25 protein-coding genes are annotated in these 26,336 nt (G+C 72.2%); 17 read left to right on the top strand and 8 right to left on the bottom strand.

Annotated elements, in window-relative coordinates:
* The first annotated feature begins 40 nt into the window (after nt 1–40).
* From C4T42_RS13610 to C4T42_RS13595, 4 genes are all read left to right on the top strand, one after another.
* Nucleotides 41–871, top strand: coding sequence for an NAD(P)-dependent oxidoreductase (locus C4T42_RS13610; RefSeq protein ID WP_020093010.1), 831 nt, complete (start codon nt 41–43; stop codon nt 869–871).
* Nucleotides 872–935: 64 nt separating this feature from the next.
* Nucleotides 936–1,637, top strand: a complete 702-nt coding sequence (locus C4T42_RS13605) for a substrate-binding domain-containing protein (RefSeq protein ID WP_103985222.1) — start codon at nt 936–938, stop codon at nt 1,635–1,637.
* Nucleotides 1,638–1,791: 154 nt separating this feature from the next.
* Nucleotides 1,792–3,423, top strand: a complete 1,632-nt coding sequence (locus tag C4T42_RS13600; protein WP_020093008.1) for an AarF/UbiB family protein — start codon at nt 1,792–1,794, stop codon at nt 3,421–3,423.
* Nucleotides 3,424–3,683: 260 nt separating this feature from the next.
* Entirely contained in the window at nt 3,684–4,925 is a 1,242-nt protein-coding gene (locus C4T42_RS13595; RefSeq protein WP_103985221.1) for an HWE histidine kinase domain-containing protein, read from the top strand.
* 21 nt (nt 4,926–4,946) lie between these two features.
* Here the strand turns inward: C4T42_RS13595 and C4T42_RS13590 are convergent, their stop codons facing one another.
* Nucleotides 4,947–5,288, bottom strand: coding sequence for an Hpt domain-containing protein (locus C4T42_RS13590; RefSeq protein ID WP_020093006.1), 342 nt, complete (start codon nt 5,286–5,288; stop codon nt 4,947–4,949).
* A gap of 467 nt (nt 5,289–5,755) precedes the next feature.
* On the opposite strand from C4T42_RS13590, the gene C4T42_RS13585 reads away from it, so the two are divergent.
* The 8 genes from C4T42_RS13585 to C4T42_RS13550 all read left to right on the top strand — a co-directional run bounded on the left by C4T42_RS13585 (nt 5,756) and on the right by C4T42_RS13550 (nt 14,100).
* The gene (locus C4T42_RS13585) at nt 5,756–7,543 is read left to right on the top strand and encodes an ABC transporter ATP-binding protein (protein WP_103985220.1); all 1,788 of its coding nucleotides are present in this window, start codon (nt 5,756–5,758) and stop codon (nt 7,541–7,543) included.
* Nucleotides 7,540–7,863 (top strand): low molecular weight phosphotyrosine protein phosphatase, encoded by a 324-nt coding sequence (locus tag C4T42_RS13580; RefSeq protein WP_020093004.1) that lies wholly within the window; start codon nt 7,540–7,542, stop codon nt 7,861–7,863. The genes C4T42_RS13585 and C4T42_RS13580 overlap by 4 nt, the downstream gene beginning before the upstream one ends.
* Before the next feature lie 178 nt (nt 7,864–8,041).
* Nucleotides 8,042–8,821 (top strand): YfdX family protein, encoded by a 780-nt coding sequence (locus C4T42_RS13575; protein WP_244603203.1) that lies wholly within the window; start codon nt 8,042–8,044, stop codon nt 8,819–8,821.
* A 72-nt stretch (nt 8,822–8,893) separates the two neighbouring features.
* Entirely contained in the window at nt 8,894–9,247 is a 354-nt protein-coding gene (locus C4T42_RS13570) for a hypothetical protein (RefSeq protein WP_056533079.1), read from the top strand.
* A gap of 104 nt (nt 9,248–9,351) precedes the next feature.
* The gene (locus tag C4T42_RS13565; RefSeq protein WP_020093001.1) at nt 9,352–9,555 is read left to right on the top strand and encodes a hypothetical protein; all 204 of its coding nucleotides are present in this window, start codon (nt 9,352–9,354) and stop codon (nt 9,553–9,555) included.
* 228 nt (nt 9,556–9,783) lie between these two features.
* Entirely contained in the window at nt 9,784–11,247 is a 1,464-nt protein-coding gene (locus C4T42_RS13560; protein ID WP_103985218.1) for a HAMP domain-containing sensor histidine kinase, read from the top strand.
* Nucleotides 11,232–12,632: a sigma-54 dependent transcriptional regulator gene (locus tag C4T42_RS13555; protein WP_103985217.1), complete on the top strand. Its 1,401-nt coding sequence runs from the start codon at nt 11,232–11,234 to the stop codon at nt 12,630–12,632. Before C4T42_RS13560 ends, C4T42_RS13555 begins: the two co-directional genes overlap by 16 nt.
* A gap of 148 nt (nt 12,633–12,780) precedes the next feature.
* The gene (locus C4T42_RS13550) at nt 12,781–14,100 is read left to right on the top strand and encodes an MFS transporter (protein ID WP_042674330.1); all 1,320 of its coding nucleotides are present in this window, start codon (nt 12,781–12,783) and stop codon (nt 14,098–14,100) included.
* 28 nt (nt 14,101–14,128) lie between these two features.
* On the opposite strand, the gene C4T42_RS13545 is transcribed toward C4T42_RS13550, so the two are convergent.
* Nucleotides 14,129–14,371, bottom strand: a complete 243-nt coding sequence (locus C4T42_RS13545; protein ID WP_042674329.1) for a hypothetical protein — start codon at nt 14,369–14,371, stop codon at nt 14,129–14,131.
* A 170-nt stretch (nt 14,372–14,541) separates the two neighbouring features.
* On the opposite strand from C4T42_RS13545, the gene C4T42_RS13540 reads away from it, so the two are divergent.
* From C4T42_RS13540 to eda, 3 genes are all read left to right on the top strand, one after another.
* On the top strand, nt 14,542–15,663 hold the full coding sequence (locus C4T42_RS13540; RefSeq protein WP_056533064.1) for an asparaginase: 1,122 nt from the start codon (nt 14,542–14,544) through the stop codon (nt 15,661–15,663).
* 398 nt (nt 15,664–16,061) lie between these two features.
* Nucleotides 16,062–17,888, top strand: coding sequence for a phosphogluconate dehydratase (edd, locus tag C4T42_RS13535; protein WP_103985216.1), 1,827 nt, complete (start codon nt 16,062–16,064; stop codon nt 17,886–17,888).
* 22 nt (nt 17,889–17,910) lie between these two features.
* Nucleotides 17,911–18,537, top strand: coding sequence for a bifunctional 4-hydroxy-2-oxoglutarate aldolase/2-dehydro-3-deoxy-phosphogluconate aldolase (gene eda / locus C4T42_RS13530; RefSeq protein ID WP_181049165.1), 627 nt, complete (start codon nt 17,911–17,913; stop codon nt 18,535–18,537).
* Nucleotides 18,538–18,692: 155 nt separating this feature from the next.
* Here eda and C4T42_RS13525 read toward each other — a convergent pair whose 3' ends face one another.
* Entirely contained in the window at nt 18,693–20,804 is a 2,112-nt protein-coding gene (locus tag C4T42_RS13525) for an ABC transporter ATP-binding protein/permease (protein WP_103985215.1), read from the bottom strand.
* A 148-nt stretch (nt 20,805–20,952) separates the two neighbouring features.
* Nucleotides 20,953–21,270: a hypothetical protein gene (locus C4T42_RS13520; protein WP_026604902.1), complete on the bottom strand. Its 318-nt coding sequence runs from the start codon at nt 21,268–21,270 to the stop codon at nt 20,953–20,955.
* Nucleotides 21,271–21,561: 291 nt separating this feature from the next.
* On the opposite strand from C4T42_RS13520, the gene C4T42_RS13515 reads away from it, so the two are divergent.
* Together C4T42_RS13515 and C4T42_RS13510 are read left to right on the top strand one after the other, a co-directional pair.
* Nucleotides 21,562–22,194, top strand: coding sequence for a 2OG-Fe(II) oxygenase (locus C4T42_RS13515; RefSeq protein WP_103985214.1), 633 nt, complete (start codon nt 21,562–21,564; stop codon nt 22,192–22,194).
* Between the two features lie 22 nt (nt 22,195–22,216).
* Complete coding sequence (locus C4T42_RS13510) at nt 22,217–22,894, top strand: hypothetical protein (protein ID WP_026604901.1); 678 nt, start codon at nt 22,217–22,219, stop codon at nt 22,892–22,894.
* A gap of 9 nt (nt 22,895–22,903) precedes the next feature.
* Here C4T42_RS13510 and lpxB read toward each other — a convergent pair whose 3' ends face one another.
* Genes lpxB through fabZ form a run of 4 tightly spaced genes read right to left on the bottom strand, consistent with a single transcriptional unit; the run spans nt 22,904 to nt 26,245 of the window.
* Nucleotides 22,904–24,082, bottom strand: a complete 1,179-nt coding sequence (gene lpxB, locus C4T42_RS13505; RefSeq protein WP_026604900.1) for a lipid-A-disaccharide synthase — start codon at nt 24,080–24,082, stop codon at nt 22,904–22,906.
* Nucleotides 24,079–24,942, bottom strand: coding sequence for a UDP-2,3-diacylglucosamine diphosphatase LpxI (gene lpxI, locus C4T42_RS13500; RefSeq protein ID WP_020092989.1), 864 nt, complete (start codon nt 24,940–24,942; stop codon nt 24,079–24,081). The genes lpxB and lpxI overlap by 4 nt, the downstream gene beginning before the upstream one ends.
* 11 nt (nt 24,943–24,953) lie before the next feature.
* Nucleotides 24,954–25,772, bottom strand: a complete 819-nt coding sequence (lpxA, locus tag C4T42_RS13495) for an acyl-ACP--UDP-N-acetylglucosamine O-acyltransferase (RefSeq protein WP_020092988.1) — start codon at nt 25,770–25,772, stop codon at nt 24,954–24,956.
* Nucleotides 25,769–26,245, bottom strand: a complete 477-nt coding sequence (gene fabZ / locus C4T42_RS13490; RefSeq protein WP_020092987.1) for a 3-hydroxyacyl-ACP dehydratase FabZ — start codon at nt 26,243–26,245, stop codon at nt 25,769–25,771. The genes lpxA and fabZ overlap by 4 nt, the downstream gene beginning before the upstream one ends.
* Between the last annotated feature and the right edge of the window lie 91 nt (nt 26,246–26,336).

Here is a 26,336-nt window from a genome sequence, read left to right as displayed (position 1 = left end):
GCTGTCCGATCAAGTCCGCCGGAATCTGGAGCAGCGTCCCATGAGCCCCGAGACCGTCCCGCCCAAACCCGTCCTCCTGACCGGAGCCTCCGGCGCCCTCGGGCGCGTCCTGACCCGCGCGCTCGGCGCGCAGGGCTGGACGCTCCGGCTCACGGACCGCGTCCCCTTCCCCGACCCGTTGCCGGAGGGGGCGCGGTTCCAGGTCGCCGACCTGGAGGACGGGCCGGCGATCCTCCGGCTGGCGGAGGGCTGCGGCACGATCCTCCATTTCGGGGGGATCTCGGTGGAGCACCCGTTCGAGACCGTGATCGGCCCGAACATTCGCGGCCTCTACCACGCCTACGAGGCGGCCCGGCGCGAGGGCGCCCGGATGATCTTCGCCTCGTCGAACCATGCGATCGGCTTCCACCCGCGGTCCGAGGTGCTGGACGACGATTGCGGCCTCGCGCCCGACGGCTATTACGGCCTGTCCAAGGCCTACGGCGAGCTGATGGGCGGCCTCTACCGCGACAAGCACGGGGTCGAGAGCGTCTTCCTGCGGATCGGCTCGTGCTTCCCGGAGCCGACCGACGCGCGGATGCTGGCCACGTGGCTGTCCTACGCCGACCTGACCCGGCTGATCACCCGCGCCACCCTGGCCCCGGACCTCGGCCCGACGGGCTCGGTGGTGATCTGGGGCGCCTCGAACAACAGCCGCATGACCTGGTGGCGGAAGGACGGGCGCGCCGTCATCGGCTGGACGCCGCAGGACAGCGCCGATTCCCACGCGGCGGCGCTGGAGGGGAAGACCAGCGGCAACCCGGTGGTGGAGCGCTACCAGGGCGGCGGCTTCACGGCGATCGACTATTCCCGCGCCGCGCCGCCGCGGTGACGGACCGCTTCTTCGGCGCGCGGCCGCCCGACCGCTCCTCCCGAGACGAGAGACTGGACACACGATGCCGAACGAGCGACCCGAGATACGCCTCAAATGCGCCCTGGTGGTGCGCGGCGCCTTCGACGCCCACGTCGTCCCGGCCTTCGAGGCCGCGGGGGGCCGGACGGCGATCCACTGGGCGCCGACCACGGTCATCATGAAGACCCTCGCCGAGGGCGAGACCGCCGACGCGGTGCTCGTCCTGTCGGATGCCATGGATCGGCTCGTCGCCGAGGACCGCGTCGAGCCCGAGAGCCGGGTCGACGTGGTGCGCTCGCGCTACGGCATCGCCGTCAAGGCCGGGGCTCCGCATCCGGACATCGCGACCGTCGAGGCGCTGAAGCGCACCCTGGTGGAGGCGCGGTCGGTGGCCTACTCGCGGACCGGCGCCAGCGGGATCTACTTCGCCGGCCTGCTGCCGCGGCTCGGCCTTGCCGACGCGGTGAACGCCCGGGCGACGATCATCCCGCAGGGCTTCACGGCCGAGAAGCTGGTCTCCGGGGAGGCCGACATCGCCGTCCAGCAGATCAGCGAGCTGATGGTCGTGCCCGGCATCGAGGTGGTCGGCCCCCTCCCCGACCCGGTGCAGGAGATGACGACCTTCGCGGCGGCGATCCTGCGCGGCGCGACGGACCGGGACGGCGCGGCCCGATTCCTCGCCGGGCTGACGACGCCGCAGGCGGCCGAGGCCTATCGGACCAGCGGGCTGGAGCCGGCCTACTGACGGCGGCCGACGCCCCCGACCGCGCGCATTCCGGCCCCGCTCTGCGCCGCTTAAGTTGAAGCGGCGGGGTGGGACCGGGGTTCGCGACCGCAAAAAAGTCCTTATGCTCGTGCTGTCCGGACGCCCAATCCCGTCCGACCGGATCGCTCCATTCATGCTGAAGACAGCCTTCGTTGCCGCCCGCGACCGCCAGCGGCTGTCGGAGATCGCGACGATCCTCATCGGCTTCGGCGTCACCCGCGTCGTGGACCGGCTCGGCCTGCGCTACCTGCCGCTCCTGCCGCGCCGGCAGCCCCGGGTCGACGTCACGCGCCTGTCCGAGCCGGAGCGGCTGCGCCGGGCGATCGAGGCGCTCGGGCCGACCTTCATCAAGTTCGGGCAGGTGCTGGCGAGCCGGCCGGACCTCCTGTCGCCGGCCTGGACCGAGGAGCTGCAGAAGCTCCACAGCCAGGTCGTGCCGGTGACGTGGGAGCAGATCGGCCCGCAGCTCGAGCTCGATCTCGGCGCCTCGCCCATGGAGGTGTTCGCCGAGTTCGACACCAACCCGATCGCCTCGGCGTCGATCGCACAGGTCTACCGGGCGCGACTGCACTCGGGCGAGGACGTCATCGTCAAGGTGCTGCGGCCGAATCTGCGCAAGATCATCGAGGCGGATCTGCGCCTCATGGCGCACGGTGCCCGCATCGTCGAGAACGAGTGGCCCGACATGGCCCGCTACCAGCCGCGGGAGCAGATGCGCCACCTCGCGGAGGGTCTCAACGGCGAGCTCGACCTGCTCAACGAGGCGCGCAACTGCGAGCTGCTGGCCCAGATCTTCGAGGACCGCGACGACATCGTCTTCCCGAAGATCCACTGGGAGTACTGCTCCGAGCGGGTGCTGGTGCAGGACTTCATCCACGGCATCCCGCCCAACGACGAGGCGGCCCTCCGCGCGGCGGGTATCGACAAGAAGCTGCTCGCCCAGAAGGGAACCGACGCGTTCCTGCAGATGGCGCTGATCGAGGGCGTGTTCCACGCCGACCCGCATCCCGGCAACATGCTGGCCCTGCCCGGCAACAAGATCGGCTTCATCGATTTCGGGATCATCGGGCGGCTGTCGCAGCGGCGGCGCTCGCAGCTGCTCGTGCTGATTGGCGCCATGCTCAAGCAGGACGCCGACGGCCTCATGGCCGTGCTCCTCGACTGGACCGGCACCAGCAACCCGGACCTCACCCGCCTCCAGGTCTCGGCCCAGTCCTTCGTGGAGAGCCACTCGTCGATCCCGCTGAACCTCGGGCTGGTGCTGACCGACTTCATGAACATGGCCCGCGAGAACGACCTCGCGATGCCGACCGACCTCGCCATTCTGTTCAAGGGACTGGTCACCGCCGACGGCGTGATGCGCCACCTCGACCCGAATTTCGACCTGTTCGCCGCCGCCGGTCCCACAGTCCGGGCGAGCATGCAGACGCAGTTCTCGCTCTCCGCCCTCAAGCAGAAGGCCGAGGCCCTGGGCGTCGGCCTCTACGGCGCCGCCTCGGAGCTGCCGACCCTGATCCACCTGATGCTGGTGCGGCTGAAGCAGGGTCGCGTCACCGTCGAGATCGAGGTGAAGGGCCTCGACAAGGTCACCCGCGGCATCGAGCGCGCGGCCGCGCGGGTCGCCGTGGCCCTGGTGGTGGCGGCCTTCGCCACGCAGCTCGCACCCCGCCTCATCGATCTCGGCACGCCCGTCTTCGTCTCGATCGGATTGATAATTTTTATCCTCGGGATCGGCTGGCTCGTGCTGCTGATGCGAAACAAGTAACCGTCTTCGCACCCGCACAGGGCTCCAACATAAGTTTTCATCCGCAGGCGAATACCGAGCTGATTTGATAATCCTGCGCGCCATGCTAGCGTGAGACATCCAACGATTCGCTCGGCTGCGGGCGGGGAACCGGCACCAGAAGCGGTCTGAACCGCCGGTGCGGCCCTGCCATCGACATCCGTTGCCGCGCCGCGCGGTCGGGGAGCTCCGACGGCGCGCCGCGCACGGGCGCCCCGTCGGGATGACGAGGGGGGCGGGCGATGGAAGTGGACATCGTACGGCCGCGGATCGACGGGGCGGAGCGCCGCGTCGAGACGCTCGAGGCGGAGAACATCCGCCTGCGCAGCCTGCTCAGCCAGGCGACCGCCCAGGCCGACTGGGAGCGGCAGCGGAGCCGGCGGCTCGGCCGAATCATCGAGACGGCGAGCCGCGTCGAGGCCGGTCGCATGGCGGCCGAGCGGGTCGAGGCGCCCCGCGGGCCGTCGCCCCGCGAACCGGCCGGACTCGGGCTCGAGGCGAGGCCGCGCCCCTCCGGCCGCGCGCGCGCGATCGGCCTGCCGCAGGCCCCGAACGATTACCTGGAACTGCTGGACCGCGACGGGCGCCTGATCACCGCCAGCGAGGATGGGCCGGCCCTGTCCGCCGCCGGGGACGAGGCGGACGCGATCGGCCGGCCCTGGATCGACGCCTGGACGCGCCCCGAGGACCGGGAGGCGGTGGCCGAGGCGCTCGATCGGGCCCGGGTCGGCCGCCCGAGCCGGTTCCAGGCCCAGTCGGAATCCGGCGGCGCGCTCCGCTGGTGGGACGTGGCCGTCACGCCGATCGGCGCGGCGCCGGACCGGCCCGAGCGGATCCTGGCGGTGTCGCGCGACATCACCGACCAGAAGCTGTCCGAGGCGCGCCAGACGCTGTTGATGCAGGAACTCGCCCACCGGATGAAGAACACCATGGCCATGGTTCAGGCCGTCGCGACGCAGACCATGCGCAACGCGCCGTCGCTGGAGGCAGCCGGCGAGGCCCTGGCCGCGCGGCTCCTGGCGCTCGCGAAGGCGCACGACGTGCTGCTCCAGGGCTCCTTCACCCGGACCTCCCTGAGTGGCCTGGTCGAGGGCGCCGTGTCGCTCCACGGGGACGGCGTCGCGGGCCGGTTCCGCATCGCCGGTCCCGAGCTGACGCTCGGACCGCGCCACGGCATGACCCTGGCGCTGATGCTGCACGAGCTCGGAACCAACGCGGCCAAGTACGGCGCGCTGTCGGTGGCCGCCGGCTGGGTCTGCATCACGTGGAACGTGGCCGAGGCAGAGGGCGGCCAGACCCTCCGGTTCCGCTGGGAGGAGAGCGGCGGACCGCCGGTCACGCCACCGACCCGCACGGGGTTCGGCACACGGCTCATCGCCCGCAGCCTCGCCCACAGCTTCGGCGGGACCGCCCGCATGAGCTACCCGCGCGAGGGGGCGGTGCTGACCTTCGAGGCGCCCCTCGACGCGGTGATGGTCGCCTGATCCCGACGCGGCCGCGCGGCCCTAGGCGCTCAGCCGGGTCTCCGCCTGCAGGTCCCGCAGGGCCGCGACGGTCCGGTCGCGCAGGGTCCTCAGGTCGACCAGCGAACGGGTCAGATCGTCGCCCGACAGGGCCGATTCCTCGAGGCCGCGGCAGGCCCGGGACAGCTCGGCGCAGCCCAGCATGCCGGACATCGAGACCAGTGTGTGCGCCTCGCGGCCGTAATCGTCGTTCGCGCGATCCGGTCCCTCGAAGGCGGTGGTCAGGCTGACGACGAACCGATCGAGGATGCGGACGAGCTTTTCCGTGCCGATCACGGCCGTCAGTTCCTCGAGCGCGTCCCGGTTCACCAGGGAGTGCGACACCGTCGGTCTCCAAGTACGGATCCGCGACAGCGATCCGAGAGAGGCGCGCAACCGAGGCGCCGCCCAACGGCCCAGTTTGCAGCGAAGTGTTTACACCGCGTTGCGTCAGCTTTTCAACGAAGCGTGACCGTTCCCCAGGCTCCGCAGGGTTGACCCGGGTGCATGGATCGGCCGTCGCGACTGGCCGAAGCTTCGCGATGGTCGTTGCGAATCAGTTCGGGCTCTCCTAGCCTCGTGCTCCTGTCGCGCTCGTACCAGGGAGGGAGCTGCATGATCGCTGTGTTTGCCACCCTCCGAGCAGGATTCGTCGGCGCCCCCGCGCGGGTCGGCTAGCCGCTTCCCGCTCTCGCCCGGCCCTGCCGCCCGGCGCCTCTGAACCCGATCCTGCCTGATCTCGCCGGCGCGCATCGTTCGCGATGGGACGCGGCGTCACCCGGAGCCGACGCTCGCCCGCGTCGGGCACTCGCATGTCTCTGTCGTCTCCCCGGAAGGCGGACGCGGTCCGTCGCGTCCTGGCCTTCGTCGTCCGCAGCTGGCGCAGGCGCTGGCCCCTCGTCGCCGGTCTCACCGGCGCGATCACGCTCGCCACCCTGGCGGAGGTGCTGCTGCCGCTCTTCGCGGGCCGCTTGGTCGACGCGCTCTCCGGGAGCGACCGACGCGCGGCGCTGGACGCGGCCTGGCCGGCCTTCCTGGCGATGACCGGGCTCGGCCTCGCCACCGCGCTGCTGCGGCACGTCGCCTGGAGCCTCGTGGTGCCGCTCTCCCTGCGCACCATGAGCGACATCGTCGGCAACGGCTTCGCCCGGGTCCAGCGCTTCTCGACGGAGTGGCACGCCAACACCTTCTCGGGCTCGACCGTCCGGAAGATCTCCCGCGGCATGTGGGCGATCGACGGGCTCAACGACACGCTGCTGCTGTCGCTCCTGCCCGCGCTCGTCGTCCTCGTGGGCACGGCCCTGGTCCTCGGCCTGCACTGGCCGGCCCTCGGCGCGACGGTCGCGATCGGCGCGGGCGCCTATGTCGGCGCGACCGCGCTGCTCGCGACCCGCGTCATCGCGCCCGCGGCCGCGCTCTCGAACGCCCTCGACACCCGCCTCGGCGGCGCGCTGAGCGACGCGATCGGCAACAACGCCGTCGTCAAGGCCTTCGGCGCGGAGGCGCGGGAGGAGGCGCGGCTCGGCCGGCTGCTGGCGAAGTGGCAGCGGCGGACCCGGCGCACGTGGATGATCGTCACCTGGGGCGGCACCGGCCAGCTCGGGCTGCTGCTCGTCCTGCGCACCGCCATCGTCGCCATCGCCCTGTGGCTGTGGTGGCGGGAGCGGGCGAGCCCGGGTGACGTCGCCTACGTCCTGACCGCGACCTTCGTGGTGCACGGCTACCTCCGCGACATCGGCGGCCACATCAACCACCTGCAGCGGGCCATCAACGAGATGGAGGAGCTGGTCGCCCTGGAGGCCGAACCCGTCGGCGTCGCCGACCGGCCCGGCGCGGTCCCGCTCGCGGTCGCGGGCGGGGCGATCCGGTTCGAGACCGTGCGCTTCCACTACGGCGACCACACGCGGCCCCTCTACGACGGGCTGACCGTGACGATTACGGCCGGCCAGCGCGTCGGGCTGGTGGGGCGCTCGGGCTCCGGCAAGACGACCTTCGTCAAGCTGATCCAGCGGCTCTACGACGTGTCGGGCGGGCGCGTGACGATCGACGGGCAGGACGTGGCGTCGGCGAGCCAGGCGAGCCTGCGCGCGCAGGTCGCCATCGTGCCCCAGGAGCCGGTGCTGTTCCACCGCTCCCTGGCCGAGAACATCGCCTACGCCCGGCCCGGCGCCTCGGCGCAGGAGATCGAGCGGGCGGCGCGCCTCGCCAACGCGCACGACTTCATCGCGCGGCTGCCGAAGGGCTACGCGACGCTGGTGGGCGAGCGCGGGGTCAAGCTGTCGGGCGGCGAGCGCCAGCGGGTGGCGCTCGCCCGCGCCTTCCTGGCGGACGCGCCGATCCTGATCCTCGACGAGGCGACCTCGAGCCTGGATTCCGAGTCGGAAGCGCTGGTGCAGGAGGCCATGGCGCGGCTGATGCGCGGACGAACCGCCATCGTCATCGCCCACCGCCTGTCCACGGTGCGGGCCCTCGACCGGATCCTCGTCTTCGACCGCGGTCGCATCGTCGAGGACGGGCCTCACGCCGCCCTGCTGCGCCGCCCGAATGGGGCGTACCGCGCCCTGTTCGAGCGGCAAGCCGACCTCGCGGAGAGCGCGTGAGGATCCTGTTCGTCTGCGGCCGGGCGCGTGCCCGCAGCCCGACCGCGGAACAGATCTTCGCGCGGCTGCCCGGCATCGAGACCGCCAGCGCGGGGGTGTCACCCGACGCCGACGAGCCGGTGGACGCCGATCATCTCGCCTGGGCGGAGATCGTCGTCGTCATGGAGCGCGCGCACCGGCGCAAGCTGATGCGCCGCTTCGGGGCCGCCCTGCGCGGGACCCGCCTCGTCTGCCTCGACATCCCCGACGTGCACGACTTCATGGCGCCGGCGCTGGTGGCGCTGCTCGACGCGCGCGCCGGCCGCTTCCTGCCGCGCTGAGACCCGCCGCGCCGACACCCGCCACGACCGGCGGCGCATTGCCGTTCTTTAATCTTCCGGTCATGCGACCAAATGGTGGCTGATCTATTATCTGAACACGGAATGAATAAGGCCAATGCAGATGAAGGCCTTATCTCCGGCACTAGAGGGAGATATTACTATGTCCTATCGCAAATCTATGGCTGCGGCTCTCGTGCTCACCACAATCCTCGGTGGAACCGCCTACGCGGCGGAGCAGGCCGTCCAGACCAATGGCACGCAGATCAGCGCGAGCCAAGCGGCGGTCGACAAGGATGTCGGCAAGCTCTCGAAGGACGGCGCACAGGGCTTCAGAGATCTCCAGCTCACCCGCCTCGCGATCTTCGAGGCCAATCCCGGCCAAGCCAAGGACATGATCGCCAAGGCGCAGGCCGCCTTCGCCAAGGCCAAGACCGACGACGCGGTCTTCACCAAGGCCGAGGCCGACCTCAAGTCGCCGGCCGACATGGCCGCCCACAAGGCGACTGCGCCGAGCGACAAGGCCGACACCAAGGCCGATACCAAGACTGCCTCCAAGGAGCAGGTGGCCTGGGTCCCGGTCGACGCGCAGCTGACCCTCGGCGACGACTTCGTGGCCACGCCCGCCAAGGCCTCCGCGGTGACCGAGGCGAACAAGAACCTCGCTCAGGGCGACCAGAAGGGGGCCCTGGAGAAGCTCAAGCTCGCCCATGTCGACGTCAACTTCACCATGGCGGTCCTGCCCCTGAACAAGACCATCACCGACGTCGATCAGGCCGCGACGCTGATCAATCAGGGCAAGTATTACGAGGCCAACGCCGCCCTGAAGACGGCCCAGGACAACATGCGCTTCGACGTGATCGACGCGATCGCGGTGCCCCAGAAGGCGGCCGCCGCCACGGCCGACAAGGGCGCGCCGCAGGCCACCGGCACGACGGCGGGTGCCAAGACCAGCAAGTGACCGAACGCCGACGACGGCCGCGCCTGACGGATCTCGGGCGCGGCCCGGTCGGCGCACAGGAGGGAGGGTCGCGTGCGGCGATTCTGGATCTCGACCATCCTGGGACTCGAACTCCTCCTCGGCGGGACCCTGGCGGCCTCCGCCCGGACGGCGGGGGTTCCGGACTTCAACATCCGGGCGATCTGCGCGCCGGAGCACCGGGCTGGATCGACCGCCGTCGACCGGGCGAGCTACCGCGGGTGCCTCTCCGACGAGGCCGCCGCGCGGCGCACCCTGATCAAGCGCTGGGCGACGTTCGACGTGGCGGAGCGCCGGACCTGCGCGACGGAGAGCCAGATCGGCGGCACCCCGTCCTACGTGGCGATGCTGACCTGCGTGCAGCTCGGAAGCGACGCCCTGCCGATCAACCCGTCGGGCCAGCCCTGAGCTGAGATCATCCGCGCGACGGATCGCACGCCCGTGATCCGCGCATGAGGAACCGGCGGCATCGCCAAGACGTCCTGCAATGTCGATTGAGTGGAGGAGGCATCATGTTCAAGACTACGGCGCGCGCTGCTCTTTGCCTGGCCTGTCTCTGGTCGGTCACGCCGGCCCTGGCGGCCCCGAAGGAGATGCCCCAGGGCAAGCGTGACGAGATGTCGATGAAGGACACCAAGCACGAAGTGGTGATGCAGCGGAAGGAGAATAAGGAAGCCAACAAGAACGTCGACAGCCTCATCACGAACCGCAAGTGAGCGCGCGCGCCGACGACTGATCGATCGTACGTCCGAGCGGGGTGCCGGACGCGGCGCCCCGCTCCCGGCGGTCCCGGGCCCGGCCCGGGGCCGTAAGCGCGCGTCGGCCCGTCACCGTGGGACCCGCGCAGTCTTCGCGTGGTCGGGGACCGGACAATGGCTTAGGAACGGGGTCCGGGCGCGCGACGCCGCCGCAGGAGCCACCGCCATGCCGGGTCGGACACCGCCGTGACGGCCTACAGCCTGCGCGCCCGGCTGCTCGCGCTCTGGGTCCTGCTGGTCGCCTCCGCGGCCGCCACCGCCTACCTGATGCTCGGCGTCTACGACCAGTCGACGGGCGTCCAGGTGGCGCAGGCCGATCTCGCGGTCGGGCGGGCCTGCCGCGAGATCATCGACCGGTACGCCGCTCTGGTCCGAGCCCGCGGCCCGAGGATCGCGGAGGCCGATCTCGTCGGCACCGTGTCGGCCGCGCTGACGCGCTTCCCGGGGATCGAGGGCGGGATCTGGAGCACCGCGCGCGGGTCGGTGGCTTACGCCTATCCGACCTACGAGGGATCCGGGCCGAAGACCGACTTTCCGGCGGCCGAGCGCGACGCCATCGCGGCGCTGAACGCGCAGGCCCTGCGGGTCGACCACGCGGCCTCGGAGCGGCGGCCGAGCCGGACCCAGGTTCTCATGCTCCAGGCCTGCCCGCTGCACGGGCCGGAGGCCGGCCTGACCGCGTGGTCGATGACGCGCGCGCACGTGAACGACGGCCCCACCTACACGCGCTTCCTCGCGGGCCTGGGCTTCCTCGCCGCGACGGTGCTCGGATCGGCCGCGTTCCTGAGCTGGTTCCTGTACGGGTTCTCGGGGCGGATCGCCCGGCTCGAGGCCGCGCTCGCCGCGCCGCGTCCGGACGGCCAGGACCTGCCCCATCTCGACCGCACCGGCGAGCGCGAGCTCGACCGGCTGGTCGACGCCCTCAACGCCGCCAGCGGGCGGCTGCGGGAGGCCCAGGCCCGGATCGTGGCGACCGAGCGCCTCGCCGCCGTAGGCCGTCTGGCGGCGAGCATCGCCCACGAGATCCGCAATCCCATCGCGGCGATGCGGCTGAAGGCCGAGAACGCCCTGGTCAGCGGCGATCCGCACCGCGCCGCCGTCGCCCTCGAGACCGTTCTCGGCCAGATCGCCCGGGTCGACACGCTGCTGCGCGACCTCCTCAACCTGACGCAGGCGCGGCCGCTCAACCGGATGCCCACACCCGTGGCACCACTCCTGGCCGAGTGTGCGGGCCTGCACGAGGACCTGGCGCGCGCGCGCGCGGTCCGGATCGCGGTCGAGGCCGACAGGCTGCCCGCCGCGGACCACCCGCATCTCGACCGGGCACAGGTCGCCCGCGCCGTCGACAACCTGCTGCTGAACGCCCTGCAGCACGCGCCGCCGGGCGGGCGGGTCCGCCTCGGCGCCGAGCGGGTGACGGTCGACGGCGCGCTGCGGCTGCGCCTCAGCGTCGCCGACACCGGCGCCGGGGTCGACCCGGCGATCCGCGCCAGCCTGTTCGAGCCCTTCGTCACCGGCCGGCCCGACGGGACCGGCCTGGGGCTCGCGATCGTGCGCGAGATCGCCCTGGCGCATCGGGGCGAGGCGAGGCTGGTCGAGGGCGCGCCGGAGACCACCTTTGTCCTGGATCTGCCATGGCAACCATCCTGATCGTCGACGACGACAGAGCCCTGCGCGACGGGCTCGCCGAGACGGTGACCGATCTCGGGCACACCGCGCTCCCGGTCGCCTCCGGCTCGGAGGCGCTGGCGCGGCTGGGCGAGGGTCCGGTGGCGGCGGTGCTCCTCGACCTGCGCATGCCCGGAGACCTCGACGGCATGGCCACGCTGGAGCGGATCCGGGCCCTGCCGGAACCGCCGCCCGTCACGGTCCTGACGGCCTTCGCGAGCCCGGCCAACACGATCGAGGCGATGCGCCTCGGGGCGCACGACCACCTGACCAAGCCGATCGGCCGGGCCGACCTCGCCGCCGTCCTCGACGCGATGCTGCGCGACGCCCGCTCCGATCCCGTCGGCGCCGCGCCGCCGCCGGACCATCCGGTCCTGATCGGGTCGAGCGCGGGCATGCGGAAGGTCCAGAAGACCATCGGTCTCGTCGCCGACAACGCGTCCACGATCCTGGTCCAGGGCGAGACCGGCACCGGCAAGGAGGAGGTCGCCCGGGCCCTGCACGCCTTCTCGCGGCGGCGCGCGCGGCCGTTCGTTCCGGTGAACTGCGCGGCGATCCCGGCCGAGGCTCTGGAGAGCGAGCTGTTCGGCCACGTGCGGGGCGCCTTCGCGGCCGCGACCGCCGACCGCGCGGGCGCCTTCCACGAGGCCCAGGGCGGCACCCTGTTCCTGGACGAGATCGGCGACATGCCGGCGGCGATGCAGGCGAAGATCCTGCGGGTGATCCAGGACGGCGTCGTGACCCCGCTGGGGGGCCGCCCTGCCCGGGTCGATGTCCGCCTCGTGGCGGCGACGCATCGCGACCTGCCGGCGCTCGTCGCCGCGGGCGGGTTCCGCGCCGACCTGTACTACCGTCTGAACGTCGTTCCGATCACCCTGCCGCCCCTGCGCGAGCGCCTGGCCGACATCGTGCCGCTCGCCGAGCACTTCCTGGTCCCTTCGGGCAAGCGCCTGAGCGGCGGGGCTGCCTCGCGCCTGCTCGCCTACGAGTGGCCCGGCAATGTCCGCGAGCTGCGCAACGTCGTGGAGCGCGCCGCCATGCTGGTGCGCGGCGGCGTGATCGCGGCCGAGGCCATCGATCTGCCGACCGCGCGACCCGACCGCCGCGGCGAGGACGGCGCGGCCGACTGGCTCGCCGGCGACCTGCCCGGGGCCGTGGCCCGCCTGGAGCGCACCATGATCGCGGCCGCGCTCCGCGAGGCCGACGGCAACCGTGCCCGGGCCGCCCGCCGGCTCGGCATCCAGCGGCAGCTCCTCTACGCCAAGATCGAGCGCTACGGCCTCGGCGCGCCGGGCACCGACCTGTCGGAAGAGACGACAGACACTGTCGGGAATCCCGACGCTTCGGCGGGCACCGACACGGCCTGAGGCCCGTGCGGGCCGGAGAACCGTTCACATCCCGCGTGAGGCCCGCGCCGCGCGGGAACCGATGGCGCGCGCGGGCGTCGAGCCCCGCGTGCGACGGCGCGGCCCGGATCGGGGCAGCGCCGTCCGTCGGTCGGGGGATCGCGGCAGGATGAACAGCATCGAGACGGGCGCCCGCGGCGCCGGCGGCCGGGCACCCTCGGCCAAGGCCCTGCGCGGCCTCGACGCGCTCAACTTCTTCCTCGCCGACGTGCGCGACGGCCTCGGCCCCTACCTCGCCATCTACCTGATCGCCGTGCGCGGCCCCGACCAGGGCTGGAACGAGGCTACGACCGGCCTCGTGATGACCATCGCGGGCATCCTCGGCCTCGTGGCGCAGACGCCCGCCGGCGCGCTGATCGACGCCACCAACCACAAGCGCGCGGTGGTGATCGGCGGCGCCATCGCGGTGACGGCCAGCTGCCTCGTCCTGCCGTTCATCACGAACTTCTACCTCGTCACCGCCACCCAATCGATCGCCCACGTCGCCGGGACGATCTTCCCGCCGGCGCTGGCCGCGATCACGCTCGGCCTCGTCGGGCCGAAGATGTTCGCCAAGCGGATCGGCCGGAACGAGGGCTTCAACCACGCGGGCAACGCGGTCTCCGCCGCCCTGGCGGGCGGGCTCGCCTACTTCTTCGGGCCGGTGGTCGTGTTCTGGCTGATGGGCATCCTGGCGGCGCTGTCGATCGGCGCCATGCTGATGGTGCCGGCCGACGCCATCGACAACGACCTCGCCCGCGGCATGACCGAGGCGGAGGAGCAGGCGCAGGAGAAGCCCTCCGGCCTCGCCACCCTGCTGCAGAACCGGGCGCTGCTGATCTTCGCGGTGCTCTGCGCGATCTTCCACCTCGCCAACGCGGCGATGCTGACCTCGGTGGGCCAGCTCCTGACGCACATCTCGGGCAAGGACCACGCGACCTCGCTGATCGCGGTCTGCATCGTGGCGGCGCAGTGCGTGATGGTGCCGGTGGCGATCTTCGTGGGCGCGAAGGCCGACGTGATCGGCCGCAAGCCGATCTTCCTCACCGCTTTCGGCATCCTGGCGCTGCGCGGCGTCCTCTACACGCTGTCGGACAACCCGTTCTGGCTGGTGGGCGTCCAGCTCCTCGACGGCATCGGGGCCGGCGTCTACGGCGCGCTGTTCCCGATCGTCGTCGCCGACCTGACCCGCGGCGGCGGCCGGTTCAACGCGGCCCAGGGCGCCGTGGCGACGGCCCAGGGCATCGGCGCCTCCCTGAGCGCGACGCTGGCCGGCGTGATCATCGTGTCGGCGGGTTACTCCACCGCCTTCCTGGCGCTGGCGGCCATCGCGGCGCTCGGCTTCGTCCTCTACTTCGCGCTGATGCCCGAGACCCGCGACGCGGTGCGCGCGGGCAGCGAGCCCGAGAGCGGCGCCGGCATGCCGCCGGCCGTGCCGGCGAGCGCCTGAGCGCCGCGATCGGATCCGGAGGCCGGGCTCAGGACGCGGCGGCCAGCTCCGGCGCGGCCTGGCTCGCCACGGATTTGCCCGGTCCGAGTTGGCCCGGCACGGTCGCCTCCGGCGGGGCCTTCCGCGAGACGTAGTAGATGTCGACGGCGCGCCAGAACGCGCCCTGCTCTTCCGTCGAGCGGCGCGCGAGAGAGGTCTCGAGGATCGACATCGCGGCCCGCGCGGGCTCGCTCCGCTCGAGTTCCTCGAGCAGGCCGGCGAGATGCAGCATGGGATCTATCTCCGAGCGGACAGCAACCCCCATCAACGCCCGAGCTTGCGTAACGATCCGTCGCGCCCTGCGCGTCGGCGCCCTGCATGATCCTTGCCTCGAGCCGGGGCGCGGCTACCATCCCCGCGTCGAGTCCGACTCGCTCTCCCGTCAACCATCGAGGATCTCCGATGTTCTCCTGCCGAAGCGGCGCGGCTCTTCCCCTGCGCGGAGCGGTCTTCGCCCTGGCCCTGGCCAGCGGATTCGGGGCGGCGCCCCTCGTCGCCCGCGAGATGCCCGAGGCCGGCACGGCCGCCGCGGCGAAGAAGCCGAACGTCGTGATCCTCGCCACCGGCGGGACGATCGCGGGCGCCGGCGCCGACGCCGCGAACAGCGCCACCTACACGGCCGCCAAGGTGCCGGTCGACAAGCTGATCGCCGCCGTGCCGCAGGTGAACACCATCGCCAACGTCCGCGGCGAGCAGGTCTTCCAGATCGCCTCCGAGAGCTTCACCGACGCCCAGCTGGTCCAGCTCGGCAAGCGCGTGTCCCAGCTCCTGAAGCAGGACGACGTCGACGGGATCGTCGTCACGCACGGGACCGACACGCTGGAGGAGACCGCGTTCTTCCTCGACCTCGTGGTGAAAAGCGACAAGCCGATCGTGGTGGTCGGCTCGATGCGGCCGGGCACGGCGATCTCGGCCGACGGCGCCCTCAACCTGCTCGACGCCGTCACGGTCGCCGCCAGCAAGGAGGCGATCGGCCAGGGCGTCACCGTGACGATGAACGACTACATCCAGTGCGGCCGCGACGTGAACAAGCGGACCAACATCGTGCCCAGCGCCTTCTACAGCCAGTGGGGACCGCTCGGCATGGTGGTCGAGGGCAAGACCTACTTCTTCCGCTCGCTCACGAAGCGGCACAACATGAGCTCCGAGTTCGACATCGACCAGATCGACAGCCTGCCGCTGGTCGGCATCGTCTACGGCTCGGGCAACATGATCCCGGGCGTCTACGACGCCGAGCTCCAGGCCGGCGCCAAGGCGATCGTCAACGCCGGCACCGGCAACGGCTCGGTCCCCGGCTACCTCGTCGACAAGCTGAAGGAGATCCGCTCCAAGGGCGCCATCGTGATCCGCTCGTCGCGGGTGCCGGACGGCTTCGTCCTGCGCAACGCCGAGCAGCCCGACGACAAGTACGACTGGGTGGTCGCCCACGACCTCAATCCCGCCAAGGCCAAGATCCTCGCCGCCGTGGCGCTCACCAAGACCAGCGACACCAAGGAGCTGCAGCGCATCTTCTGGGAGTACTGAGTCCGGGAGCGCGCCGGGTCTCCGAGGTTCGCCCCCGTCCTGCAGCATGCCTCGAACGAGCGCTTCGAGGCGTGGCGACGTCGGGCGTCCGGGCAAAGGCGGGCGGTCACCGTCTTTGCGGGCGCGGCGAAGCACTCCAGGGTCGCGCTGCCCTGTGTCACTTCGCTCCGCTCGTGATGACGATGCGGGCGGCATCGGTCGAACGCGACAGCGACCGCGGCCTCGGACTTGGGGGTTTCCTGAGCCGGCGGGCAGACCTCATGTCAGCGCCGGCGCCCGCCCCGGGTTACATCCCGCGGCGCACCCCTTAGATACCGGCCACCGACGCGGGCGCGCGGCCGATCCCGACTCGCGGCCTCGGCCGCGCGCCCGTCGGCACCGAGCCTGGAGGAACGAGCATGACCGAGCTTCATCCCGAGGTCGCGGCGGTCACCGAGCGCGTCGTGGCGCGCTCCCGCGAGACCCGGCGCGCCTATCTCGACCTGATCGCCCGCGAGCGCGAGGCGGGGGTCCGGCGCGGTAAGCTCGCCTGCGGCAACCTCGCCCACGGCTTCGCGGCCTCCGGCGAGGACAAGGCGGCGATCCGCGACGAGCGGACGGTGATGAACATCGGCATCGTCACCGCCTACAACGACATGCTCTCGGCCCATCAGCCGTACGGGCGCTACCCGGAGCAGATCAAGCTGTTCGCCCGGGAGCGCGGCGCCACCGCGCAGGTCGCGGGCGGCACGCCGGCCATGTGCGACGGCGTCACGCAGGGGCAGAGCGGCATGGAGCTGTCGCTGTTCTCCCGGGACACGATCGCGCTCTCCACCGCGGTCGCGCTGAGCCACGGCATGTTCGACGGCGCGGCGCTGCTCGGCATCTGCGACAAGATCGTGCCGGGCCTGCTGATCGGGGCGCTCCGCTTCGGCCACCTGCCGACGATCCTGATCCCGGCCGGGCCCATGCCGTCGGGTCTCGCCAACAAGGAGAAGCAGCGGATCCGCCAGCTCTACGCCGAGGGCAAGGTCGGCCGGGCGGAGCTGCTCGAATCCGAGTCCGCCTCCTACCACGCGGCCGGGACCTGCACGTTCTACGGCACGGCCAACTCCAACCAGATGATGATGGACATGATGGGCCTGCACATGCCGGGCGCGTCCTTCATCAACCCCGGCACCAAGCTGCGCCAGGCCGTGACCCGGGCGGCGATCCACCGGCTCACCGAGATCGGCGGCGCCGGCAACGATTACCGGCCGCTGGGCCTCTGCGTCGACGAGAAGGCGATCGTCAACGCCGCGGTCGGCCTGCTCGCAACGGGCGGATCCACCAACCACGCGATCCACCTGCCGGCCATCGCGCGCGCGGCCGGCATCGTCATCGACTGGGAGGATATCGACCGCCTGTCCAGCGCCGTGCCGCTGATCGCCCGGGTCTACCCGAACGGCGCCGGCGACGTGAACCACTTCCACGCCGCGGGCGGCATGAGCTTCGTGATGGCGGCCCTGCTCGACGCGGGCCTCCTGCACGACGACATCCTGACCGTGTCGGGCCAGACGCTGCGCGACCACGCCCGCGACCCGAAGCTCGACGGCGAGGAGCTGGTCTTCGAGGACGCCGTGCCGGAGAGCCTGGACGACACGATGCTGCGCCGGCCCGGCAACCCGTTCCAGCCCGACGGCGGCATGCGGCTCGTGAAGGGCAATCTCGGCCGGGCGACGTTCAAGACCAGCGCGGTGGAGGAGCACCGCCGCACCATCGAGGCCCCGGCCCGGGTCTTCTCCGATCAGGACGAGGTGCTGAAGGCGTTCAAGGCCGGTGAGCTGGAGCGCGACGTCGTGGTCGTGGTCCGGTTCCAGGGCCCGAGGGCCAACGGCATGCCGGAGCTCCACAAGCTCACGCCGCCGCTCGGCGTGCTGCAGGACCGCGGCCACAAGGTCGCCCTGGTGACGGACGGCCGGATGTCGGGCGCGTCCGGCAAGGTGCCGGCCGCCATCCACCTGAGCCCCGAGGCGCTCGGCGGCGGCCCGATCGGGCGGATCCGCGACGGCGACGTCGTCCGCCTCAGCGCGGCCGACGGCCTGCTGGAGGTGCTGGTCGACGAGGCGGAATTCGCCACCCGCCCCGAGGCCGAGGCGCCGGAGCCCGCGCAGGGCACCGGGCGGGAGCTGTTCGCGTTCATGCGTCACGGGGCCGACACGGCGGAGCGGGGCGCCTCCGCGATGCTCGCCGCCGCCGGCCTCTGAAACCGAGAGGGAGTTGCCGACCATGAACGATCTGACCAGCATCGACGCGCTGATGCGCTCCGTGCCCGTCATTCCGGTCCTGGTGATCGACGACGCGGCGCAGGCGCGGCCCATCGCCGAGGCCCTGGTGAAGGGCGGCCTGACCGCCCTGGAGGTCACCCTGCGGACCCCGGCCGCCCTCGACGTCATCCGGGAGATGACCCCGGTCGAGGGCGCGGTGGTGGGCGCCGGGACGGTGCTCAACCCGCGCGATCTCGAGAAGGCCCTGGCGGCGGGGGCCGAGTTCATCGTCTCGCCGGGCCTCACCGAGCCGCTGACCGACGCCGCCAAGGCCAACGGCGTGCCCTACCTGCCCGGCGTCGCGACGGCGGCCGACATCATGCGCGGCCTCGACCACGGGCTCGACCGGTTCAAGTTCTTCCCGGCGGAGGCCGCGGGCGGGATCAAGGCGCTGAAGGCGCACGCGGCGGTGTTCGGCGCGGTGCGGTTCTGCCCGACGGGCGGGATCACCGAGCTGAGCGCCCCGGACTGGCTGTCGATCCCGTCCGTGCTCTGCGTCGGCGGCAGCTGGGTGGTGAAGCCCGGCACGCCGGATCCGGCGGCGATCGAGCGGGCGGCCCGGGCCGCCGCGGGGTTGCGCAAGGCGTAAGCCTCACGACCGACGTCCTTGCGAGCGGAGCGAAGCAATCCAGGGTCGCGCCACATCTCCAGGATGTCGCGCTGCCCTGGGTCACTTCGCTGCGCTCGTGATGACGGAGAGGGCGCGGCCCCGCCCCGCAGAGCGGTGGGAGCTGTTGCAGCCCCTCACTCCGCCGGCAGCGGCTGCCTCTGCACCCGCGGGACGAAGACACCGCTCTCCGGCTCGAGCGCGATGCGCCGGTCGTGGAAGGCGTCCAGCGTCGAGCGGTGACCGATCGACACGATCGTCGTGCCGGGGAGCTGCTCGCGCAGCATCCGGTAGAGGGCGGCCTCGGAGGGCTCGTCGAGGGAGGCCGTCGCCTCGTCGAGGAACAGCCATTCGGGCTTGGCCAGCAGCGCGCGGGCGATGGCCAGCCGCTGCTGCTCGCCGCCCGACAGGCGCCGCTCCCAGGTGTCGCTCTCGTCGAGATGGTCGACGAGGTGGGGGAGCTGGGCGGCCGTCAGAGCGTCCCGGATCGCCGCGTCCGAGAACTGGTCGGTGGTGTTCGGGTAGACAACGGCGCCGCGCAGGGTCCCCTGCGGAATGTAGGGCCGCTGCGGCAGCAGCAGGGCCGACTGCCCGGCGGGCACGTCGACCCGGCCCTTGCCGAACGGCCAGATCCCCGCGATCGCCCGGAACAGGGTCGACTTGCCGGAGCCGGAGGGGCCCGTGACCAGGGTCGCGCCGCCGCGCGACAGGGTCAGCGCGTCGGCGGTGACGATCGGCTTCCCGTTCGGCAGGGCGAGGACGAGGCCGCGCGCGGTGACGTCGCCGGTGGTCTCGTTGCCCTGGACGAGACCGTAGCCCGCCGATTCCAGCGCCTCGGCCTTGGTCATCGCCCGGCGGAAGGAGCCGAGACGGATGGTGTTGGCCTTGTAGGCCGCGAGCGTCGTGTACGAATCCACGAAGAACGACAGCGAGCTCTGCACCTGGCTGAAGGCCTGGGACGTCTGCTGGAGCGCGCCCAGCGTGATCTTCTTGGCGAAGAAGGACGGGGCCGCCAGCACCATCGGGAAGATGACGCTCGCCTGCCGGTAGCTGAACGTGAAGGCGATCAGCTTGATGCGGCGGAAGATGATCCCGACGTAGTTGTCGATCACGCTGTGGAACAGGCTCGAGAGCCGCGAGGCCTCCGCCCGCTCGCCGCGCAGCAGGGCGATCTGCTCGGAGTAGATGCGGTTCCGGGCCAGCGCGAAGCGGAAATTCGCCTCGACCTGCTCCTGCCGGAAGTCCAGGCCGATGAGCGGCCGGCCGATCAGGTGGGTGAGCCACGTGCCGACCACCGCGTAGGCGATCACCAGCCAGACCAGGAAGCCCGGGATCACCGTGTCGGTGAACGGCACGACGAAGTCGCGCGACAGGGTCCAGAGGATCACGATGAACGAGACGAGCTGCGCGGCCTGGCTGAGGAGCCGGATCGACAGCGTCGTGGTCTGCACGATGAAGCTGTTGACGTCGGCCTGGATGCGCTGGTCCGGGTTGTCCGCCTCCTCGTCGGTGAACGGGATCCGGTAATGCGTGCCGTTGCCGAGCCAGCGCTCGTACAGGCTGTGGGTCAGCCACGTGCGCCAGCGGATGAGCAGCGAGGAATCGACGAACAGGTCGAACATGCCGATGGCGATGTTCAGCGTGGCCAGCGGCACGAACACCCAGAGCAGCTGGTACCAGAACGCGTTCGCGTCGTATTCCTGGAGCGAGTTGTAGATGTCGCGGTAGAAGAAATTGAACCGCAGCGTCAGCGCCACGTCGGCGAAGTTCACGAAGATCGACAGCGCCACGAGGTTGCGGCCGATCCGGCCCTCGGTGGTGCCGAACCAGCGGAACAGGCCGATCTCCTTGGTCGGCTTGTCGCGATTGGCGAAGTACGGGTCGGCGATGTTGGTGATCGCGCGGATCGGCTCGAGATGCGAGATGCCGAGCACGATGGCGGCGAAGACCACCGCGCCGGTGGCGGCGAAGGCCGGCGGGAGCAGCGCGGCGATCACCGGCGGCAGCAGCCCCATGGCGGCGATCGTCTTCGATCCGGCGAGCAGCAGGTAGCCGACGCCGTAGACCGAGACGAAGACCTTCAGGTAGGCCGAGATGCCGTTCGCGGCGATCAGGATGCCCGCCATGGCGAAGCCGGCGAGGGAGACGTATAGCGGCGGGCTCGGGATTCCGGGAAACGCCAGCAGGATCAGCGCGGCCAGGGCCGTGAGCACGGCCTGGATGCCCAGTCCGGTCCTGAGTGCTGCCACCGTCGATCCCCCATCCGTGCGCGCCCGCCCGGGGCGCCGCCGGCGGCCTTGGCCCCGGCAGATGGCCAGATAGTGGCACTCGGCCCGCGCTGTCGCGTGAAACTTTGGTCACGTTCCGGCGGTGCGGCGATTTTCGCGGGCGCCGCGGCTACCAGTTCCACTCCTCGAAGCCGGGCTCGCGGCAATGGTAGCCGATCGGGCATTGCGGGTTGTCGCGCGTCGGGGCGAAGCGCAGCTCGGCGATCTCCGCGCCGCTGCACTGACCGGGATTGCTGACGAACCGCTCCGGCGCCGCCCCGGCGGCGATGATCACGTCGCCCTCGTTCTTCACCAGGGCCATCGCCTCGGAGCAGGTCATGCGGGCCGTCATCGAGCCGCGCGGCGGCCGCGACTGCGCACGGGCCTCGACCCCGGCCGCGACGGCGGCGAGGTGGGCGAACAGCAGAGCGAGGGCCAACGGCCTCATCGGTTACGGGTTCCGGTACACACCCGGGAAGAAAGCCCGCGGGTCTGGCGCCATCCTGCACAAGCGGGCCGCCCGAGACTGTCACCGGAATGCGCCACCGGGCCGCTTTCGCCGTCGGACCGCCGCAATCGGCGGATTAGGAGATTCCGGGATCGCCGGAAGCAGCAGTAGATTTGTGGTCGTGGACGCCTGCGCGGGCGGCCCCGGCACGACGGCTGGACCGGCCCCCCGGCACGCGTCTCCGGCGCCCCGCGTGCCGGCCGACCGGCGCCGGAGCCAAGGGACCCAGCGATGTCCGCTCTCTCGATCCTCGACATCTCCGCCGTGCGCGCCGCGCCCGTCTCCCGCGAGCCCTACGCCTACACGCTCGGCAGCAACGTCCTGAATCCCGACGCGATCGACGACATCCGGCGCGACTTCCCGGACATCGCCAAGCCCGGCTACCTCACGGTCGACGAGATCACCCTGAAGGGCCGGTTCAAGGCGCTGATCGACGAGCTGGAGAGCGACGCCTTCTCGAAGATCCTCGGCGAGAAGTTCGGCATCGACCTCGTCTCCTGCCCGCGCCTGACGACCATCATGCGCCGCAGCCACCTGAAATACGGCTCGATCCACACCGACGGCCCGTCGAAGGTGCTCACCCTGCTCGTCTACATGAACGACGCCTGGGACGCCCCGGCGGCCGGCCGCCTGCGGGTGCTCTACGACGGCCGCAACTACGAGCCCTTCGCGGTGGAGGTCCCGCCGACCATGGGCACGATGTTCGCGTTCCTGCGGGCGGACAATTCCTGGCACGGCCACGAGCCCTTCGAGGGCGAGCGGCGCGTGGTCCAGGTGGCGTGGCTCAGGGACGCGTCGGAGCTGGAGCGCAAGCGCAAGCGCAACCGCACGGCGCAGTTCCTGAAGGGCATCTTCGGCCGCTGAGCGGACGAGAGGGGGGCAGACCATGGGGGCGGTCGTTCTGGCGGATCCGGGCGACGGGGCGCGTTCCGGCTCCTGGCGTCGCTTCGCCTTGCCGACCCTCCTCGTCCTCGGCTGGGTGGGCCTCTTCGCCTACAGCGCCGCCTACCTCACCGAGGACCTGCCGTTCCGCCCGTCCCCGCCGGAAGCGAGCCCGTCCGCGGCGAGGTCCGCCGCGCCGCGCCCCGCGCGCCGCGTCGTGATGCTCGACGAGCCCGACCCGCTCACCGCCCCGGCCGAGCCGCCCGGCCAGACCGCCATGGCGGCCTCGCCGGCGCCGGCGGCCCCGCAGAGTGCCGCGGCGCCGCCCGCGACCACGGCGAATGCCCGCCCCGCCCCGGGCGCCGCTCCGGCCGCCGCCGTGCCCGCCGCCGAGTATGTCGGTGTCTGGGGCCCGACGCCCGAGGCCTGCGGAGCGCGCTCGCGCCGCCGCGGCTACATCCCGGCCACGATCACGCAGGACCGCGCCCGCGCGGGCCGCACGCTGTGCCTGTTCCACGACGTGCGGCGAAGCGGCGGCGCCTGGGTCACGGCCGCCGAGTGCAGCGATCGCGGCCGCCACTGGTCGTCGCAGGTCCGCCTGCAGGTGGATGGCGAGCACCTGACCTGGTCGAGCAGCCGCGGGACCTCGACCTATATCCGCTGCGGCCGCCGCGCCGGCTGAGCGGCGCCGTCACGCCGCCGGATCCGCTCCCTGCCCCTCGGCCGCGCGCAGGACGATCCGCGCCGCGGCCCGGCTCGGCGTGTCCGCCGCGGCGAGCCGCATCCGCCCGTCGATGCGGCCGAGGGCGGCGAGCTGGACGTCGCGCTCGGCACCGCCGGCCAGGAGCGGCCGCAGGGCGCCGGCGAGGCGCTCCGGGGTGCAGTCGGCCTGGACGAATTCCGGCATCGCGTTCTCGGCGAGGATCAGGTTCGGCAGCACGATGCTCGGGACCTGGATCAGCCGGCGGGCGATGAACTCCTCCGCCCGCGAGACCTTGTAGGCGACGACCATCGGGACGCCCGCGAGCGCCAGCTCCAGCGTGACCGTGCCGGAGGCGGCGAGCGCCGCCCGGGCCTCCCGGAAGGCCGCGTATTTCGGCGCCTCGCCGGTGACGATGCGGACCGGCACCGGCCACCCGGCCGACAGCCGCTCGATCAGGGCCCTGTGCCGGGTCACGGCGGGCAGCACCGCCTCGACCGCCAGGCCCTCGGCGACGCGGGCCAGCGCCGCACCGAAGACCGGCATCAGCCGCTCGATCTCGGACCGGCGGGAGCCCGGCAGGACCACGAGGCTGTAGGGAACGGCCTCGCGCCGCCCCCGCTCGGCCGCGCCGGGCCGCAGTTCCGGGAGGCGCTCGATCAGCGGATGCCCGACATAGGTGCAGGGGGGACCGCCGAGCCGCAGATGCGCGTCGGGCTCGAAGGGGAGCAGGGCCAGCACGTGGTCGATGAACGGCCGCATGCCCTTCGCCCGCCACGGCCGCCACGCCCACACGCTCGGGGACACGTAGTCGATGATCGGGATGCCGGGGGCCGCCCTGCGCACGCGCCGCGCCACCGCGTGGGTGAAGCCCGGGCTGTCGATGATCACCAGCACGTCGGGCCGCGCGCGGATCGTCGCCTCGACGGTCTCGCGGATGCGGCGGAGCAGGGTCCGCGCGCGGGCGAGGACCGGCAGGTAGCCCATCACCGCCACGTCATCGAGGGGGAACAGGGACGCGAACCCCGCCTCCGCCATGGCCTCGCCGCCGACGCCGCCGAAGACGGTGTCGGGCGCGGCCTCGCGCAGGGCGCGCATCAGCTTGGCGCCGAGCTGGTCGCCGGAATCCTCGCCGGCCACGAGCCAGATCGTGCGGGGCCGGCCGGTCACGGCGCGCCCCCGTACCCGACCACGAACAGGCCGAGGCGGTCGGCCTCCGCGGCCGTCGCCGCCCGGTCGATGACCAGGGTCCCGCCGGCCTCCAGGGCGAGCCCGGCGCAGCCCGCCCGGGCCGCGTTGCGCACGGTGCGGGCGCCGACGGCCGGGAGATCGATGCGGCGGTCCTGGCCGACCTTCGGGGCCTTCACCAGCACGGTCGCGGGCATCGCCCGGCCGAACCCGAAGGGGCGCCGCCCCAGGGCCCGGGCCCGGGCCAGCATGCGGTCCGTGCCCTCCGGCCCCTCCACGGCGAGGATCCGGTCGCCGGCCAGGACGACCGCCTGCCCCAGATCGTAGGGCGAGAGGGCGTCGAGGACGCCGCGCCCGGTGCGGATCGAGGCGGCCGCCTCCGCGTCCGGGGCCCGGCGCCCGAGCGGGCCGTCCGGGCAGAGCAGGTCCGGCGCGGCCTCGTGGACGCCGACGACCCGGTGGCCCGCCTCCTCGACCAGCGTGACCGCCGCCCGCAGCAGGCGGTCGTCCCCGCCGCCGGCGATCGCCAGCAGGGCCTCGCGGTTGCGCAGGGCGGCGCCCGCGTTGAGGATCGCGGCCGGGCTCGGGCGGGAGACGCCGCCCGCCGGCACCACGGTCGCCGGCCCCCAGAGCCGCAGCAGCTTCAGGGTGGCCGCGAGATCGAGGAGGTCGACCGTGGCGTCGGCGCCGGCGCGCAGGGCCGGGCCGGTGAAGCCGCGCAGCGCGATCACCCGGAAGGGCCGGCGCGCCCGGCGGAGCGACTCGGCGACGAGCTCCGGCAGGCGCCCCGCCCCCGCGATCAGGACCAGGGCCCCCTCGGGGGCGGGATCGGCCTCGGTCACGGCCCGGCCGCTCAGGCGGCGCTGATCGGGGTCGGGACCTCGCGCGGCGTGCAGATCGAGCGCTTGCCGCCGAGGCGGATGAAGTCGAGGATCTCGGCGACCGCCGCGTGGGACTCGAAGGTCGCGGCCACGTCCTCCACCCGCTCCATCAGCGTGCCCTCGGGGGCGAAGAGCAGGCGGTAGGCGCGCCGCAGCGCGTGGATGTCCTCGCGGGCGAAGCCGCGGCGCTGCAGCCCGATGATGTTGAGCCCCGACAGGTAGGCCCGGTTGCCGAGCACCATGCCGTAGGGGATGCAGTCGTTCTCCAGGCCCGACAGGCCGCCCACGAAGGCGTGCGCGCCGACCCGCGCGAACTGGATCACGGCGGCGCCGCCGCCCAGGATCGCGTAGTCGCCGACGCTGCAATGGCCCGCCAGCATGACGTTGTTGGAGAAGATCACGTGGGCGCCGACCCGGCAATCGTGGCCGACATGCGAGTTGGCCAGGAAGGTGCAGTGGTCGCCGACCACGGTCTCCAGGCCGCCGCCGCTGGTGCCCGGGTTCATGGTGACGCCCTCGCGGATCAGGCAGTCGGCGCCGATCGTCAGGGTCGAGGCCTCGCCCCGGTATTTCAGGTCCTGCGGCTGGTGGCCGATGGACGCGAAGGGGAAGATCCGGGTGCGGGGGCCGATCGCGGTGCGGCCCGCCAGGACCACGTGGCTGATGAGTTCGCAGTCCGCGCCGAGCACGACCTCGGGCCCGACATGGCAGAAGGGGCCGATCCGCGCCCCGTCGCTGATGCGGGCGCCGGTCTCGATCACCGCGCTCGGGTGGATGACGGGGGCGGTCACTCCGTCACCAGCATGGCACTGATCTCGGCCTCCGCGACCAGCGTGCCGTCGACCCGGGCCTCGCCGCGGAACCACCACATGGTCCGGCGCTGGTTCAGCTTCGTCATATGGAAGCGCACTTGGTCGCCGGGGGTGACGGGCTTGCGGAACTTGCACTTGTCGATGGTCATGAAGAACACCTGCTTGGTGTTCCGCCCGTCCGCCCGGATGTGGCGGCAGCAGATCGCCCCCGCCGTCTGCGCCATACCCTCGATCAGGAGCACGCCCGGGAAGACCGGCATGTCGGGGAAGTGGCCCATGAACTGCGGCTCGTTGGCCGTGACGTTCTTGATGCCGACGCAGGATTCGTCCCGGTCGATCTCGACGATGCGGTCGACCATCAGGAACGGGTAGCGGTGCGGCAGCAGCTCCAGCAGCGTCTGGATATCGGCTATGCCCAGCTCGCTGCCGGTCTCGCGCGCCGCCTCACTCATCGAAATCCGCACCTCGACTTGCCGCCATCGGCGGCCCGCAATCCGGCCGCCACCGGGGCGCCGACCGCCCTATTCGGAAGAAATCGCCGGA

Origin of the sequence: Methylobacterium sp. 190mf, from assembly GCF_900107945.1 — a bacterium.
Lineage (GTDB): Bacteria > Pseudomonadota > Alphaproteobacteria > Rhizobiales > Beijerinckiaceae > Methylobacterium.
The sequence above is the reverse complement of the archived record's forward strand: the minus strand, read 5'-3'. Positions and strand labels throughout refer to the sequence as shown.